Genomic DNA, 16,655 nt, shown 5'->3' with positions numbered 1-16,655 from the left:
CGGCTACACCCACGTCCTCGGGCGCACGGCGTTGGCCCGGTTCACCAGTACCACCCGCTGAGCCGGGTCGGATGCGAGCCGCGCCGACGTGCGCAGGCTCGCCTCGAGCGCCAGCCGCAGCGATCGCTCGTTCCACGGGCAGTCGAGCAGCGGCGCGCCGCCCGCGCCGTTCGGCGCGAGCTCCACCGCCTCCTCGAACAGCCGGATGCGCACCCGCTGCGCCGTGGCCGCATCGAGGCGCAACCCCTCCACGCGGGCCGCCGCCGACCGCAGGTCGTCCTCACCCGGGTCGGCGTCGAACCGCCTGGAGAGCATCACCTCGACCGCGGCGAGCTGGGCGACGACGTACCCGCTCGACGTGTCCGGCACGGCGTCGAGTGCCGCCAGCGCTCCCGCGCGGTCACCGGCCCGCACCCGCACCCTCGCGAGCCCGAACGCGGCGTCGGCCACCCCGGGATCGGGCCGCGCCACGAGCGCGTAGTAACGGCCCGCCGGCTCGTCGCGGCGCGCGCACTCCGTCGCGGCGGCGAGCGCCAGCTTCGGCGCTGCCTCGCCGGGAAGGGTGGAGTAGACGGTGTCGAAGGCGGCGCACGCCGCATCGACCCGGCCCTCGACCAGCGCGGCGACGCCCCGGAACCAGTCGAGCCGCCAGTCGTCGGCGTCCTCGACGGCGAGCGCGTCGAGCACGGTGGTGGCCGTCCCCGGTTCGGACGCGTCGAGGTGGGCGCGCACGAGCGCGAGCTGCAGCGCGCGGCTGGACTTCGGCGCCGCGGCGATCACCCGCTCCACGTCGGCGGGGGTGCTCGGCGCCGACGCGGCGAGCAGCCCGGCGGCCGGGTCGTCCCGCTCGACCAGCGGGACCGGCAGCAGCGCGGCGACCCGCCGGGGTTCCGGCCGGCCCGGCTCGGTGTCGGCGCCGGTGTCGGCATCGGTGGCGGCGTCGGCTGCGTCGGGCACGGAGCCCACGAGCAACCCGGGTGCGAACGTGCCCCGCGGTGGCCCGAACACCGTGGAGACCGCGGGCGGCAGGGGCCCGTGCCGGTGCTCGCCGGACTCGTCGTCGATGCCTTCTGCGCGGTCGGTGGCGAGCACCTCCCGCAGCACCCCGCCGAGCTGCTCGGCCATCTCGTCTGCCGACTCGAACCGGCGGAGCGGGTCGGGGTCGGTGGCCCGCAGGAGCAGCCGGTGGAACGACTCGTGCCGCGCGAGCACCGGGTGTTCCCCCGGGTCGGGCAACGGCGTGGGCACTCCTCGGCGAGCGGGCGGGATGCCGAGGGCGAGCACGGCGAGCGTGCGGCCGACGGTGTGCAGGTCCGAGCTCACCGACGGCCCGTTGTCGGGCACCGCTTCGTCGCCGATCTCGGGCGCCTGGTAGCCGATCGTGCCGTAGACGGCGCTGGTCAGGTCGTCGAAGCGGATCACGGCACCGAGGTCGATCAGCTTGAGCTGCCGGTCGTACTGGATGACGTTCTCGGGCTTGAAGTCGCAGTAGGCGAGCCCGTTCGCGTGCAGGTAGCCGAGCGCGGGCAGCATCTCCAGCATATAGGCGATCGCGCGCGGCACCGGCATCGGTTCGAGGGTGCGGTCGAGACGGCGGCGGGCCTCCATGAGCTGCTTGAGCGACGAACCGCCGACGTACTCCATCACGATGTAGCCGACGGGGGTGCCGTCGTCGTCGGGGTGCTGCACGAAGTTGTGGATCGTGACGATGTTCGGGTGGTTCACCTGGGCGAGGAACCGCCGCTCCGCCACCGCCGCGGCCATGGCGTGCGCGTCACCGGAGTCGAGGAGGCCCTTGAGCACCACCCAGCGGTTGTCGACGTTGAGGTCGGTGGCGAGGTAGATCCAGCCGAGCCCGCCGTGCGCGAGGCAGCCCTGCACCTCGTACTGGCCGGCGACGACCGTGCCCGACCGCAGCTTCGGCGTGAACGAGAACCGGGTGCCGTCGTGCGGGCAGAAGCCCTCGGTGCGACCCGGCCTGCCGTCCTTGGACCGGCCGACGGGCTTGTGGCAGGTGCTGCAGAACCGCTTGTCCTCCGGCACCTGGGGGTCGGTGAGCAGGGCGCTCGCCGGGTCGACCCGCGGCACCGCCGGCACGTCGACGAGCCCGGCGCCGAGCCTGCTGCGTGCCGTGCCGGTGGTGGTGCGGCCGGAGCCGCGGCGTGACGGGCGGCTGCCGCCGGTGCTGGTGGACCAGCTGGTCGGACGGCTCGACGGAGCGGTGGAGGGACCACTGGCCGCGGCCGTCGAGGGGCCGGTGTCGGGGGCGGTGTCGGGAGCGAGGCCGCAGGTGTCGCACCACCCGCCGTCGATGGTGCCGTCGCAGCCCGGGCGGCCGCAGGGTTGCCCGCCGCTCGCTGCAGCCGGCGGTGTGGAAGGGGCCTTCGACGACCCGGTCGCCGGATCGGTGACGGGGGCCAGCCCGCAGGTGTCGCACCACCCACCGTCGATCGTGCCGTCGCAGCCGGGGCGGCCGCAGGCCTGGGGCGCGGTCATGCCGTCCTTCCCGTCGAGCTGCCGCCGGTGGCCAGGAGCTGCTGGTAGGAGACGAGCGCCCGGGTGGCCGCCGCCAGGTCGGCGGGGCGGCTCCACAGCAGGCGGCGGACGTCGGCGTCGAGGGCGAGCAGGTCGGGGCGTTCGGAGATGCCGAGCCGGCCGGCCTTGGCCCGGTAGGCCTCGAAGCGGCCGCGCAGCTCGGTGCGCCGTTCGAGCAGGCCGTCGGCGAGCGCGTGGGCCCTGCGCACCTCAGCGGCCGCCGCCGCCACCTGGGCCTCCAGGTCGGCGAGGGCACGGGCGCGCGCTGGCCAGGTGCGGCGGCTGGGCAGGCGCCCGTCGAGCAGCGCGGAGTGCACGCCCCGCAGCGCCGCGGCGCGGTCCGGCGGTGGGTCGAGCGGGGCGGTGAGCACGAGGTCCTGGGCGCGCAGCCGCAGCTGCTCCGCGGCGGCGCGGGCGGCCTCGACCTCCGCGATCGCGTCGCCCACGCCCGCGAGGCGGTCGTCCCACGAGTTGCGGGCGGCGGCGGTGCCGGCGAGGTCGGCGGTGAGGGTGTCGACGCGCGCACCGAGCTCGGCGATCGCGGCGTCCGGTGGGGCGCCTGCGAGGGAGAGCGGGTCGGTCGTGCACCGGGCCGTCAGCTCCTCGACCCGGGTGGTCAGCTCCGCGACGCGGGTGTCCTCGAGGTCGGCGGCGAGCTGCCGGGCCGCCCGCAGGCGCTCGGCGAGCGGGCCGACCGCGGCGAGGAACGTCTCGTGCAGGTCGTGGCTGGTGACGAACAGGTCGTGCACGCGGTCGAACGCCGCCTCCATCCGCTCGGCGAGCTCGGCGAGGGTGATCGTGTCGACGCGTTCGACGGTGCCGGTCAGCCTCCGCTCGACGACGGCCCGCCCCACCTCGATCGACGGCTCGCGGAGCAGCCGGTGCAGCTCGGGATCGTCCGGCCCGCGGGTGAGGGCGTGGCGGGCGGCGGCGAGCACCTGGCGGTAGGTGTCGAAGTCCTGCCACAACGAAGCGAGGTCGGCGCTCGCCCGCGCCCACTCGCGTTGCGTGAGCCCGGTGAGGCGACCGGTGGACAGCAACGCGTGTCCGGGGTGGCGCTCCAGCTCGACGAGCGACGTCGCCATCCGCCCCTCGGCGGCGCTGCGCTGCGCCAGCTCCGCCTCCAGTCCCCCGATGGGCGCGGCGCCGCTCCCGCCTGTCATCCCGCTGTCACGCCCCCAGCCACGCAGCACCGCATCGTGTCGGGAGACTAGCGCGATCAGGCGCGCGGAGGGATGGCTCTGAGCGACGGTTTCGCAACGGGCGGCCCGGCTCCGAGGTGGACCAGCAGCAGGTCCAGGGGCCGCCCGGATGGTTCTGCGGGTTCAGGAAAGCCACGTTCAGGGCCTACAAGGCCTTGAACGTGGCTTTCCTGAACTTCGGAGGCCCCGGCCGCCGGGTCACACCTCGTCGAAGATGCGGCCCATGTCCGCCCAGACGTCCCGACGGGACGTGCGGGTCCACGCGGCGAGCGCCAGCCCGGCGACGGCGATGCCGAGGCAGACCCACGGCACCATCGCCACCTGCAGCGGGATCGGCGCGCCCGGCGCGGCGGGCACGAAGGAGTAGTAGACCCCGCCCACCACCGCGAGCGCCCCGACCAGCGCGGCGAGCACGCCCGTCACGGTGAACCCGGGCCGCCCGGTGCGCCTCCCCTGCGCCGCCCCGGCGATCCCGAGCAGCAGGTACACGCCCATCACCAGGGGCGTACCGACCCCGGCGAGGAAGGTGAACAGGAAGACCCCACCGGTGAGGCCGGAGTCGATGCCGCCCGCGATCGCCACCTGGCTCTCCCGGCTGGTGAACAGCACCGACACGGCGGCGAGCACCACCCACACGACGAGGTCGAGCCCGATCGCGCGCCACGGGGTGCCCCAGCGCGGGTGCAGCGTGCCCAGCCAGGCGGGCAGCACCCGCTCGCGCCCCATCGCGAACAGCACCCGCGACACCGCGATGTGCACCCCGAGCGCGCAGAACAGGCTCGCCAGCGCCGCACAGGCCAGCACGACCGCGCCGACCGCCTCGTTCGGGGCCACGGCGGCCAACCCCGCGACGGACGTCGGCCAGTCGGTGGTGGCCTGCTGCACGCCGAAGCCGATCGCCGTCGCGTACGTGATGACCAGGTAGAACAGGCCGGCCACCACGATCGAGCCGATGATCGCGCGCGGGATGGCCCGGCGCGGGTCGCGCGTCTCCTCCGACAGCACCGCGCTGGCCTCGGCCCCGGTGAACGACAGCATCGCGAACGAAAGGCCGAACAGCACCCCCGTCCACGAGACGCCCGCCGCGGACGGCCAGAACGCGGCGAGGTCGAAGCTGCGGCCGGGGTCGGCCACCGGCGTGGTCCCGTCGATCACGCTCACCGGGGGCGACCCGATCGCGATGACGACCACGGCCACGGCCAGCAGCGCGACCATCGTGAGCAGCAGGATCGCCAGCTGGGTCCGGGTGGAGGCCTGGATGTCGTACAGGCTCATCAGAGCGATGACGACGAGCCCGGCCAGGGAGAACCAGTACCAGGCCGGGTCGGCCCCGGTGAGCAGCGCGACGAGGCTCGCCGTGAAGAACCCGAAGCCCCACAGCACCGCTCCGCCGAGCACGAGGAACGCCGCCGCGTAGCACCATCCGCCGAGGAAGCCGAGCACCTTGCCGCCGCCGTGGGTGATGTAGGTGTACATCGACCCGGCCGACGACAGCGACCGCGCGAACATCGCGACCGTTCCGCCCACCGCGAGCATGGCCAGGGTCCCGAGCAGGTAGGCGAGCGGCGTCGCGCCACCCGCCTTCGTCGAGGCCAGGTAGGTGAGGAACGCCCCGGACATCGCGGGCGCGATCACCGACAGGCTCTGCGCGATGACGTCGCGCAGGCCGAGCGTGCGGTGGAAGCCGCCGGTCGGGGTGGGAGCGGCGGTCGCGTCAGTCGCCATCGCCGGCACGCTCCTTCGCCGGGCCGTGCACCTCGTGGTCGTCACCGCTGCCGTTGTGGCAGTGCGCCGCACGAGTCGCCGGGACGTCGAGCGCCGGGTTGCGGTCGAAGAACCCGACCGGCTTCAGGGTGAAGCCGGTGTGGTCGACCGGCATGACCGGCCAGTCCTCCGGCCGCGGGAAGTGGGTGGTGCCGAACGTGTGCCACACGACGATGTCCTCGCCGTCGATGTCCCGGTCGGCCCGCACCCAGGCGGGCAGGCCGGCGCCGCCCGGGTTCTGGTTGACGAAGTCGCCCGCCGGGTAGCGCTGCGCCGGGTCGTACCGGGTGACCCACAGGTGGTTGGTGGCGAACGTCGCGCGCGCGTGGATCGAGGACGCCTCGTCGGCGAGCAGGGTGGCCCGGCCCTCCGGCAGCAGGGCGTACCCGACGTTCTGGCCCAGCGCGTTCCGCTTCTCCGGGTTGACGATGTGCCAGCTGCGCACCACCGACCCGTCCGCGCGGCGCTGCGCCTGCGACTCCCGGCTCAGGCGGGTGCGCCGCTGCCGGAACGCGTTGCCGTACGGGTTGCCCTCCCCCATCGGCACGCGCTCGGCCTCGGCCTCCTCGACGGCGTTGCGCACGCCGTCGACGGTCATGTCCAGCCGCGCCGAGAACAGGTGCTGGTGGTACGGCGCGCCGAGGCCAGGCGCCACCTCGGTGGCGTACTCGTTGCCGCCCTCCGGGTACGCGGCGGTGAACACGATCCCGGTGGCCTTCACCTCGAGCTGGATCGTGCCGTCGAGGTAGAGGTACCAGTAGAAGCCGTAGTCGTAGTTGCCGATCGGCGTGAAGAACGAGATGACGAGGCGCCGCTGGCGGCGCACCTCGCGCGACTGCGTGAAGAGGTCCGAGTGCTTCCAGAGCACACCGGTGTCCTCCTCGTGCATGCAGATCGCGTTGGTGATCGTCTTCGGCAAGCCGAAGTCGTCGGCGATCACGGCGTCCACGTAGTGGATGTCGCCGAGGCAGTCGCAGCCCAGCTGCAGCGAGTCGGCGTAGCGGGCGAACATGTACTCGCCGCAGTCGAAGTAGTTCTGCCAGAACCGCGTCGGCGCCGGGTCCGCGTAGGGCACCACCATCTCCGCGATCGAGGCCCGGTAGCAGACCGGGCGGCCGTCGAAGGCGATCTGGTGCAGGGTGAGCCCCTCGCGCTCGTTGAACCCGATGCGCAGGTCCCACTTGCCCCAGCGCACCCGGCCGTCCTCGACCGTGAAGCTGCGGCCCTCCGGCTGGGTGATCTCGATGGGCTTCAGCGAGTCGAGCGGCGGGCCCTGCACCTCGGGGTCGTCGAAGTTGCCCGACGTGGCCGGGACGGGCGGGGTGGCGACGTCGATGATCCGCGTGACCCGCCGGTCGGTGAGGTCGACGTAGGCGACGAGGCCGTCGATCGGGTGCGCCCACGGGTGGTCCTGCTCGTGGTCCTGCCGGAACCCGAACGAGCGCACGATGCGCCTGCCCACCTCCTCCGGGTGGTCGTACACGCCCGCCGAGAGCGGCACGGCGCGCACCAATGCAGGTTCGATGTCCCGCTTGCGCAGGGCCTCGATCCAGCCATCGTCGGCGTTGAGGATGTCCTCGATCAGCTCGAACTCGGCGTCGATGATCGGCGGCTGGCCTTCGCGCGGCGCGTCGATCTCCCGCGACGACACGACCTCGCCGCTGGTCGCGGACACGACCGTGTCCCACGACCGGCCCGTCGCCAGGTCGAGCAGCACGGCGCGGAACCGGCGGTCGATGGGCGCCCCGTCGTCGTGGGCGAGCACCTCGGCCTTCGGCGGCTCCTCGGGCGCGAAGAACGCGAAGCGGACGGTCTCGGTGAGCAGACCCGCTGCGGTCAGGGCCTCGCGGACCCGGTCGACCTCCGCGCCGCGGGTCATGGCGAGCGGATGGGTGGGGGCCTCGGGCGTGTCGGTGGTCGCGTCGCGCCGGTCCTCGACAGTGGTCATACGGGTGCCTCCCTGCGTCGTTGGCGAGAGCGTGGTGAAGGACCGTCACCGCTGGATGCCACCGCGGTCAAAGGCGGGTCTCCGCAGCCGCGAAAGCCCGGTGTGACGGCTCTCACGTGGTGAGAATCGGCGGCGTCCGATTCTCATTCGACGTGTTCGCGCCTGTCGCAGCGCCGGTGGAGGGGTTAGCGTCCCCCGATCATCGGAGGTGAGGGATGCGGTACGGGGCACTGGCGGGGCTGCGGCGCCGCTCGCCCGTGCACGGCCTCGACCGGCGCAACCTGCGCCCGGTCGAGGTGCTGGCGCAGTCGGTGTCCACGGCGGCGCCCGCCGCCGGGATGGCCACCGTCCCCGCGATCGTGGCGACGACGGCCGGCACGGCCACGCTCTGGTCGTTCGTGCTCGCCACCGCGGTGGCGCTGGCCGTCGGTGCCTGCATAGCGACCTTCACCCGCCGGATGGCCGCGGCCGGATCGCTCTACAGCCTCACCGCGAAGGGCCTCGGTCCGGCGGCCGCGTTCGCATGCGGAGCGGCACTCCTGGCCGGGTACGCGGTGCTCCTGATGGCCGCGCTCGCCGGGGCGGCGCTCTACACCGACGCGTTCCTCACCCGGGTGGGCGTGGCCCCGTCGCCCGCGGTCGGAGCGGTGGCGGTGGTCGTCCTCGCCGCACTGGCCGGCGGCCTCGTGCTGCGTGGCGTGCGGGTGTCGGCGCGGATCGTGCTGGCCGTCGAGGCGGTCTCGATCACCGTCATGCTCGTGATCTTCGGCGTGCTGCTCGCCGGACCGCCTGCGCCACCCGCACCCGTCGACGCCGCGCCGGGGTGGAGCCTCGTCGGGGTCGCGGCAGGCGTGCTGCCCGCGCTGGGCGCGTTCATCGGCTTCGAGGCGGCCAGCACCCTGGGCGTGGAGGCGCGGCGCCCGTTCGTCTCCGTGCCGAGGGCGGTGCTCGGCACGGCCGGGCTCGTGGGCCTGCTGTCACTGCTGGCGGCCCACACGCAGGTGGTCGGGTTCGCCGGGGCGCTGGGCGGCCAACCGGAACCGGTCGTCACGCTCGCCGCGGCACACGGCACGCCGTGGCTCGCCGGCCTGCTGGACCTCGGCATCGCGACCTCGTTCGTCGCGTGCACCCTGGCGACGACCAACGCGCTGGCCCGCGTGCTGTTCTCGATGGCGCGGGACCGGATCGTGCCGAGGTGCTTCGGCGCGACGCACCGCCGCTACCGCACGCCGCACGTCGCGATCGCCGTCGCCGCGCCCGTCGGCGCCGCGGCCCCCGCGGCGCTCCTCCTCACCGGGGTACCGGGCCTCGCGGTCCTGCGGGGGCTGCTCGGCGTCGCGACCGCCGGCTACCTGGTGGCGTACCTGCTCGTGGCGCTCGCCGCTCCGCTCTTCCTGCGCCGCATCGGCGAGCTCACGCTCGCACCCGTGGCGGTCACCGTCGTCGCGGTGCCGGTGCTGGCGGGGGTCTGCGGGGTGTTCGTGGTCTCCGCGCTCGGCGGCCCGGTGCCGATCGTGCTCGGCGCGCTGCTGCTCGCAGCGATCGCCTGGTACGCGGTGCTTCGCGCCCGCCGCCCGAACGAGCTCGCCGCGATCGGCGTCTACGACGAACCGTCGACGGCCGACGTGCACACCGGACGGGCCGCGTGACCGGGCTGGACCCGCTCCCCCTCTCGGGACGCCAGCCCCGCGCCGTACGCAGCGCGCTCGCCGTCCTGGAGGAGGTGGTGGCGGCAGGCCCGGGCGTCACCGCGAAGGAGATCTCGGCCGCGCTCAAGCTGCCCCAGGCCACCACGTACCGCCTGCTCAACCTGCTCGTGGGCGAGGAGTACCTCGTGCGGCTGCCGGACCTGCGCGGGTTCGCCCTCGGCCGGCGGGCCGCACGCCTCGCGCTGCCCGTCGTGCCGACCCCGCCCACCGCGGCCCGCGCGGTGGTGGAGCACCTGCGCGGGCTCGTCCGCTGGGGCGTGCACCTCGCGTCGTTCACCACCGGGCAGGTCACGCTCGTCGACGCCGATCCCGACCACCCGCCTGCCGAGCCCACGCTCATCGCCCGGTACCCGCACGCGACCGCGCTGGGCAAGCTGCTGCTCGCCGACCAGCCGGACTGGCGGGGCGTCTCCCGCGACCTGCGCAGGTTCACCGAACAGACGATCGTCGAGGCGGGCGTCCTCGACCGCCAGCTCACCGCCGTCGCCGAGAGCGGCCTCGCCCGCCAGTGCGGCGAGCTGCGCGGGGACCGGGGCTGCATCGCCGTGCCCGTCCGCGCCCCCGGCACGGGCAGCCTCGTCGCCGGGCTCGCGCTGGCCGGCCCGCCGCACCGGGTCGCGGAGCCGAACGTCGAGCTCGTCGCCCTCCTGCGCGAGCACGCCGAGCGCCTCGCCCCGCTGCTCGCCTGAGGGAAGTACGTAGTCTCTCGGATCCGCCACGGGCCGGGGCCCGGAAGCCTGATCACCATGACGAACGCACCGACGGCCCCGCTGAGCGCGACGGGGCTCGCCGCCGCCACCCCGGTCGACCGGGACCGGTACGCAGACCTGCTGCGGCTGTTCTCGATCGGCATGGTCGTGCTCGGGCACTGGGTGGTCGCGCTGCTCACGCTGCACGGCGCGGGCACGGTGAGCACCTCGCTGCTGCTGATGCTGTCGACCTGGGTGTGGCAGGTGATGGCGCTGTTCTTCTTCGTCGGCGGGTTCGCGCACGCCCGGGCGCTGCGCCACCGGCCGCCCGACGGCCGGTTCGTCCGGACCCGGTTGGCCCGGCTGCTGCCTCCGGTGCTGGTCATGCTGGCGGTCTGGACGGTGCTCGCGTTGCTGATGCACGCAACGGGATACACGATCGGGCAGTTCGCCGCCGGCCTGCAGCTGATCACGGTGCCCCTGTGGTTCCTCGGCGTGTACCTGGTGATCGTCCTGGCCGCGCCGCTGATGATGCGGTTCCACGAGCGCTTCGGCCTGTGGCCGGTGCTGGGGGCGCTGGCGAGCGCCGTCGTGGTCGTCGACGTGCTCAGGCTCGGCACCGGCGTCACGCTGGTGGGCTTCGCGAACTACCTGTTCGTCTGGCTGGCGGTGCACCAGCTGGGCTACGGGTACGCGGACGGGACCCTGCAGCGCGGCGGTCGCCGGTTGGCCGGGCTGTTCGCCGTCGGCGGTCTGGCCGGCGCGGCTCTGCTGGTCTTCGGCACGTCCGCCTACCCGGTGCTGATGGTCGGGCTGCCGGGCAACGACGTGTCGAACTCGGCGCCGCCCAACCTCGCGCTGCTGGCGCAGAGCCTCTTCCTCATCGGCACGGCACTGCTCCTCCGCCGGGCGGGCACCGCGTTGGTGCAGCGGCCGAGGGCCTGGTTCGCGGTCGCCACCGGCAGCTCGGCGATCATGACGGTGTACTGCTGGCACCTCACCGCCTGCTACCTGGTGCAGAGCCTGCTGCTGGTCGTCGGCGTGCGGCTGCCGGCCGCCGACACCCCGCTGTGGTTCCCGGCGCTGGCGGGATGGCTGATCGCGTGCTCGCTGGTGTGCGTCGGCATCGTCGCGCTGTTCCGCCGGTTCGAACGACCGGCGGACGCGCTGGTGCGCGGCTCGGTCCGGCCGGCGGTCGTCGTCGCCGGGACGCTCGCCTCGGCTGTGGGGCTGTTCGTGGTCTCCAGGATCGGGCTGGACGGGCTCGTGACCGAGCAGGGCCTCCCCGGCGCCGCGGTGGTGCCGCTCCTGCTGGTGGCGGCCGGCGCCTTCGCCCTCCGCAGCCCCCGCTGATCCTCGGCCCGCCGGGTCGCGCACCGATTGCGGTGCCACCTCCGCCGGCGATACCGCCGGCCGATTCGCGGATCGGACGGCGATCCGGGGGCCTAGGCTCCGGAGCTGGACGCGAGGAGGGAGGCCGCATGGTCGGCGTCGTCGACACCCCGGTCCTGGCGGAGCTCTACCGCGATCTGCACCGCCATCCCGAGCTGTCGTTCCAGGAGCACCGGACGGCCGCGGTCGTCGCCGACCACCTCGGCGCGCTGGGCTTCGAGACCACGACGGGCGTGGGCGGCACCGGGGTCGTGGGTGTCCTGCGCAACGGGGAGGGCCCCACCGCGCTGCTGCGGGCCGACATGGACGCCCTGCCGATGCAGGAGAAGACCGGGCTGCCCTACGCGAGCGACGTCCGCGGGGTCGACCACCTCGGCCACGAGGTCGACGTGTTCCACGCCTGCGGCCACGACGTGCACGTCACGTGCCTGGTCGGCGCTGCGCGTCAGCTCGCGGAGGACCGCGCGGCGTGGGCGGGGACGCTGATCACGGTCTTCCAACCCGCCGAGGAGCTCGGGCGAGGGGCCCGGGCGATGATCGACGACGGGTTGTTCGAGCGGTTCGGACGCCCGGACGTCGTGCTGGGGCAGCACGTGGCGCCGTTCCCGGCGGGCTTCCTGGCGCTGCGGCCCGGACCGGCGTTCGCCGCAGCGGACTCGGTACGGATCACGATGTTCGGCAAGGGCGGTCACGGCTCCCGTCCCGAGACCACCGTCGACCCCGTGGTGATGGCCGCTGCGACGGTGATGCGGCTGCAGACGGTGGTGTCCCGGGAGGTCGCGGGCACCGACACCGCTGTGGTCACGATCGGGGTGCTGCGCGCCGGCACCAAGGAGAACATCATCCCGGACGAGGCCGAGCTGCTCCTCAGCGTCCGGACGTTCGACCCGCTCGTCCGCGAGCGCGTGCTGGGCGCCATCGAGCGGATCGTCCGGGCCGAGGCCGTCGCGTCCGGGGCGACGCGTTATCCCGAGGTCGTGGTGTTCGACGGCTTTCCCGCTGTGGTCAACGACGTCGCGGCGTGTGCGCGCACCCGTCCCGCCTTCGAGGCGCTGGTCGGGCCGGACCGCGTCATCGATCCCGGGCTCGTCACCGGCAGCGAGGACGTCGGGCTGCTCGCCTCCGGCAGCGGTGCCCCGTGTGTGTTCTGGCTGCTCGGTGGGGCCGACCCGGCCTGCTTCGCCGGCATCACCGGTGTCGACGACATGGCGGTGGCCGTGGCCGAACAGCCCTCGAACCACTCGCCGTTCTACGCCCCGGTGATCGAGCCAACCCTCCGGATCGGGGTGGCGGCCCTGGTCTCCGCGGCCCACACCTGGCTTCCGAGCTCTCCCCCGGACGCCGTCTGACTGCCAGGGGGCTGTCGATCCCCTCACCTCCGCGTGACGCGGGAGGCGCCGGGCAGGAGCATGGAGCCACGTGACCGCCGCCCGCCGCCCCGCACCGCCCGCGACCGACTCGCGGCCGGTTTCGGCGGCGCTTCTGATCAGCGCGATCCTGCTGCTCGCCCTGAACCTGCGCGGCCCGCTCGTCGCCGTGTCCGCCGTCGTCGACCCGATCCGCGCCGACCTGGGGATCGACGCCGCCACCGTCGGGCTCTTCACGAGCCTGCCGGTGCTGTGCTTCGGGCTGGCCACTCCCCTTGCCTCGGCCCTGCTGGCGCGCGCAGGCCTCGGCCGGGGCGTGCTCCTCGCGCTGGCCGTCCTGCTCGTCGGGATCGTCGTGCGATCGCTCGACGGGCTTCCCGCCGCAATCATCGGCACGCTGCTGCTCGGGCTCGCGATCACCGCAGCCAACGTGGCGGTCCCGGTGGTGATCGGGCGGGACCTCCCCCGGCAGGCGGGCGCCGTCCTCGGCGCCTACACGGCGGCGCTGAACGTCGGCACGATGCTCACGCTGTCGCTGACCGTGCCGATCGCGGCCGCCACCGGCTGGCGCAGCGCGCTCGCGAGCTGGGGTGCGCTCGTCGTCGTGGCCGCCATCGTCTGGTGGAGGGCGGTCCGGCACCCCGGACCGGGGCCAGCGCGCACCGGGGACGCGCCGGTCACGGGACCGGCCACGTGGTGGCGCCGTCCGGTGGTGTGGGTGCTCACCGCGGCGTTCGCGGGCCAGGCGTTCGCCTACTACGGCGTGACGGCGTGGCTCCCGCAGCTCCTGCGCGACGAGCTCGGCATGTCGCCTGCCACGGCGGGCGCGGCGGCGTCGGTCTTCCAGATCGCCGCACTCGGCGGCGCGTTCGGCGTGCCGGCACTGCTGCGGTACACCAGTGCGCTCACGACCGTGCTCGTCGTGTGCGCCACGTGGACGACGATCCCGCTCGGCCTGCTCCTCGCCCCGTCGGCATGGGCGGTCTGGTGCATCGTCGGCGGTTTCGCCCAGGGTGGCGGCCTGGTGGTGATCTTCTCGCTCGCCGTCCGGGCCGCTCGCGACACCGCGGAGAACCGGCGCTTCTCCGCGCTCGTCCAGGGCGGCGGCTACACCGTCGCCGCGGCCGCGCCGCCGGTGCTCGGCGCCGTCCACGCCGCCACCGGCGACTGGACGGCGCCGCTCCTCGTCGTGCTCGCGGCGATCGTGTTGCTCGCGGTGACCGGCAGCGCTGCCGCGCGAACGCAGGCCACTAGCCGGCGCGCCCCCGGCTGACCGTCTCCAGCGCTCCGCGCACGTCCTCCCGGATCCCGGCCGGCATGCGTTCGAGCGCGTGACCGAGCGAGATGTGCGGCACCCACCGGGTCTGGTCGAGGAACTCCCGCACCTTCGCCTCGTCCCGGGCGCGGACGGCGGACAGGAGGGCGTCGAAAGCCTCCCGGTCGTCGATCACCTGGGAGAGGGGTGTGTCGAGCGTGACCGGGCCACGACCGTCGCCCGTCTCCGGCGCGGCGACCTCCCACCGGTGGGTGCCCGAGCCGACGGAGATCGGCTCGGCGCCGCCCGGCAGCCGCACCGTCGCGGTCGTGTTGGCGGGCACCACCGCCTCGACGACGACGGTGTCCCCGCGCCGCTCCCAGGAGACCGAGGCGCGCCCGTACGGCGTCTCGTGCGCGGTGCGCGCCCGATCCAGGCCGGGCAGGGGGTGCGGGGCGATCTCCAGCTCGCGGTAGCCCGGGGCGGCCGGCGCCAGGCCACCCACCACGCGGTGCAGCCAGTCGGCGATCGCGCCGAAGGCGTAGTGGTTGAACGAGGTCATCTGGCCCGGGTTGACGGTGCCGTCCGGGAGCATGCTGTCCCAGCGCTCCCAGACCGTGGTGGCGCCCATGGTGACCGGGTACAGCCACGACGGGCACTCGGTCTGCAGCAGCATCCGGGCGACCGCGTCCAGGTGCCCGCTCCCGGTGAGCGCGTCCTGCACGATCGGGGTGCCCACGAAGCCGGTGGCCACGCGGTAGCCCGCGGTCCGCACGAGCTCGGCGAGCCGCTCGCCCATCACGCGTCGTTCCCCGGCCTCGGTGACGATGCCGTACACCAGCGCCATCGCGTAGGCGGTCTGGGTGTCGGACATCATCCGGCCGGCCGGCGTGACGTACTCCCGGACGAACGCGGCCCGCACGTCCTCGGCGACCTTCCGGTAGTGCGCGGCGTCGTCCTCACGGCCCAGCAGCGTGGCGGCGCGGGCCAGCAGGTCCGTGGAGCGGAACAGGTGCGCGCTCGCCACGAGGTCGCGGTCGGTGGTGGCGTCGCCGGGCCGCTCCGGAGGGGCCGCCGGGTCGAGCCAGTCGCCGAACTGGAACCGCCCCTCCCACAGCAACCGCGGCCCGGCGAGCCCGAGCAGCACCTCCACCCAGTCGCGCATGCTGTCGTACTGGGCTTCCAGCACGCCCCGGTCGCCGAAGCGCTCGTACAGCACGTGCGGGATCACGGTGGCGGCGTCGCCCCATGCCGCGGCGGGGGTGGCGGCCCGGTCCAGGACGTTCGGGACGATGAACGGCACCACGCCGTCCTGCACCCGCTGCTCGAGCGCCAGGTCCGTGAGCCACGAGGCGAGGAAGCCGTCGCAGTCGAACAGGTACGTGGCGGTGGGTGCGAAGACCTGGATGTCGCCGGTCCAGCCGAGCCGCTCGTCGCGCTGGGGGCAGTCGGTGGGCACGTGCAGGAAGTTGCCCCGCATCCCCCACACCACGTTCTCGTGCAGCCTGTTCACCAGGTCGGACGAGCTCTCGAACCAGCCGGTGCGGCGCATGTCGCTGTGCACCACGACCGCGACGACGTCGGCCGGGTCCAGCTCGCCCGGCCAGCCATCGACCTGCACGTACCGGAACCCGTGGAACGTCGAGCGCGGCTCCCAGGTCTCCGGGCCGCCGCCCGCGAGCGTGATGCGGTCGGTGGCCTCGGCGCGGCGCAGCGGCCGGGTGCACAGCTCGCCGTGCTCGAGCACCTCGGCGTGGCGCAGCACGATCTGCCTGCCGGCCTCGCCGGTCACGGTGATCCGCAGCCAGCCGACGAGGTTCTGCCCGAAGTCGAGGACGGTGGCGCCGCTCGGCGTCGTGAGCACCTCCCGCACCGGCACCTCCTCGGTGCGGCGGGCACCGGGGGCGTTGCGCGGCTCCGGTACGACGTCGGTCTCGTCCACCCGGACCGGCGCCCATCCGGAGTCGTCGAACCCGGGCGCCGACCAGCCGGGAAGCGCGCGCCGGGCGTCGAACGACTCGCCGGCGTAGATGCCGCCCGCGGCGATCGGTCCCTCCGCCGTCGCGCGCCAGTCCGGGCCGCTCGCGACGGTGGCGGTGCGGCCGTCGGCGTACTCGATCACCAGCTGGACCGCGACCGCCGGCTGCGGGCCGTAGTGCAGCTCCGCGTCCCGGAAGCCGAACCGCTCGGTGTACCAGCCGCCGGAGAGCCACACGCCCACCGCGTTCTCGCCGTCGACCAGCAGCTCCGTGACGTCCGTGGTCTCGTGCAGCAGGCGCTGCTCGTAGGGCGTCCAGCCCGGCTTGAGCACCTCGTCGTCCACCTCGCGGCCGTTGATCTCGGCCTGGTAGACGCCGTGCGCGGTGGCGTGCAGGGTCGCGCGGCGCACCGGGCCGTCGAGGGTGAAGCCGGCTCGCACGAGCGCGGGCTGCGCGTGCTGCGCCGGGTCGGCGAGGCCGACCAGCTTCGCCACCCAGCCGCCCTCGGGCAGGAAGCCTGCCACGATCTCGCGCGGCTCGCTCCACTCCGACGTCCCGCCGTCCTCGCCGGTGACGCGGACCCGGACGGTGTGCACGCTCCCGGGTGCCAGCGGCTCGAAGGGCCAGTCGACGAGCGCCGAGTCGCGCCCCTCCAGCCGCACGGTGCGGTCACCATCCAGCTCCACCTCGGCGCCGGCCTGCAGCCATCCGGGCGTGTCGGACTCGGTCACCCACGACAGGCGGGGACGGGGGGTGGCGACGGTGGTCCGATCGGTGGCGTACTCGGCGGTGATCCGGACGACGGACGGCACAGA

The 16,655-nt window shown here is 74.3% G+C and carries 10 protein-coding genes; 5 read left to right on the top strand and 5 right to left on the bottom strand.

Translation table 11 applies throughout. From position 1 onward, the window contains the following. Positions 1–3: 3 nt before the first annotated feature. The 4 genes from FB388_RS13140 to FB388_RS13125 all read right to left on the bottom strand — a co-directional run bounded on the left by FB388_RS13140 (position 4) and on the right by FB388_RS13125 (position 7,449). Positions 4–2,496: a serine/threonine-protein kinase gene (locus tag FB388_RS13140; protein WP_142100763.1), complete on the bottom strand. Its 2,493-nt coding sequence runs from the start codon at positions 2,494–2,496 to the stop codon at positions 4–6. Continuing rightward, the gene (locus tag FB388_RS13135) at positions 2,493–3,698 is read right to left on the bottom strand and encodes a hypothetical protein (RefSeq protein ID WP_142100761.1); all 1,206 of its coding nucleotides are present in this window, start codon (positions 3,696–3,698) and stop codon (positions 2,493–2,495) included. Before FB388_RS13135 ends, FB388_RS13140 begins: the two co-directional genes overlap by 4 nt. 237 nt (positions 3,699–3,935) lie before the next feature. Beyond that, positions 3,936–5,462, bottom strand: coding sequence for an APC family permease (locus FB388_RS13130; RefSeq protein WP_142100759.1), 1,527 nt, complete (start codon positions 5,460–5,462; stop codon positions 3,936–3,938). After that, positions 5,452–7,449 carry a primary-amine oxidase gene (locus tag FB388_RS13125; protein ID WP_142100757.1) on the bottom strand — a complete coding sequence of 666 codons (1,998 nt, stop codon included), beginning with the start codon at positions 7,447–7,449 and terminating at the stop codon, positions 5,452–5,454. Before FB388_RS13125 ends, FB388_RS13130 begins: the two co-directional genes overlap by 11 nt. A 215-nt stretch (positions 7,450–7,664) precedes the next feature. On the opposite strand from FB388_RS13125, the gene FB388_RS13120 reads away from it, so the two are divergent. From FB388_RS13120 to FB388_RS13100, 5 genes are all read left to right on the top strand, one after another. Further along, positions 7,665–9,098: an APC family permease gene (locus tag FB388_RS13120; RefSeq protein ID WP_142100755.1), complete on the top strand. Its 1,434-nt coding sequence runs from the start codon at positions 7,665–7,667 to the stop codon at positions 9,096–9,098. Then, positions 9,095–9,847, top strand: a complete 753-nt coding sequence (locus FB388_RS13115; RefSeq protein WP_246121881.1) for an IclR family transcriptional regulator — start codon at positions 9,095–9,097, stop codon at positions 9,845–9,847. The genes FB388_RS13120 and FB388_RS13115 overlap by 4 nt, the downstream gene beginning before the upstream one ends. A 57-nt stretch (positions 9,848–9,904) precedes the next feature. Then, the gene (locus FB388_RS13110) at positions 9,905–11,200 is read left to right on the top strand and encodes an acyltransferase family protein (protein WP_142100753.1); all 1,296 of its coding nucleotides are present in this window, start codon (positions 9,905–9,907) and stop codon (positions 11,198–11,200) included. A 128-nt stretch (positions 11,201–11,328) separates the two neighbouring features. Further along, positions 11,329–12,588, top strand: coding sequence for an amidohydrolase (locus tag FB388_RS13105; protein ID WP_142100751.1), 1,260 nt, complete (start codon positions 11,329–11,331; stop codon positions 12,586–12,588). A 70-nt stretch (positions 12,589–12,658) separates the two neighbouring features. After that, complete coding sequence (locus FB388_RS13100) at positions 12,659–13,879, top strand: MFS transporter (RefSeq protein WP_142100749.1); 1,221 nt, start codon at positions 12,659–12,661, stop codon at positions 13,877–13,879. On the opposite strand, the gene FB388_RS13095 is transcribed toward FB388_RS13100, so the two are convergent. After that, positions 13,857–16,652, bottom strand: a complete 2,796-nt coding sequence (locus FB388_RS13095; protein WP_142100747.1) for a glycoside hydrolase family 78 protein — start codon at positions 16,650–16,652, stop codon at positions 13,857–13,859. The two genes, FB388_RS13100 and FB388_RS13095, sit on opposite strands and share 23 nt — an antisense overlap. Between the last annotated feature and the right edge of the window lie 3 nt (positions 16,653–16,655).

Source organism: Pseudonocardia cypriaca (genome assembly GCF_006717045.1).
GTDB lineage: Bacteria > Actinomycetota > Actinomycetes > Mycobacteriales > Pseudonocardiaceae > Pseudonocardia > Pseudonocardia cypriaca.
Note: the sequence above shows the minus strand (reverse complement) of the source record. Positions and strands in the feature narration are given on the sequence as shown.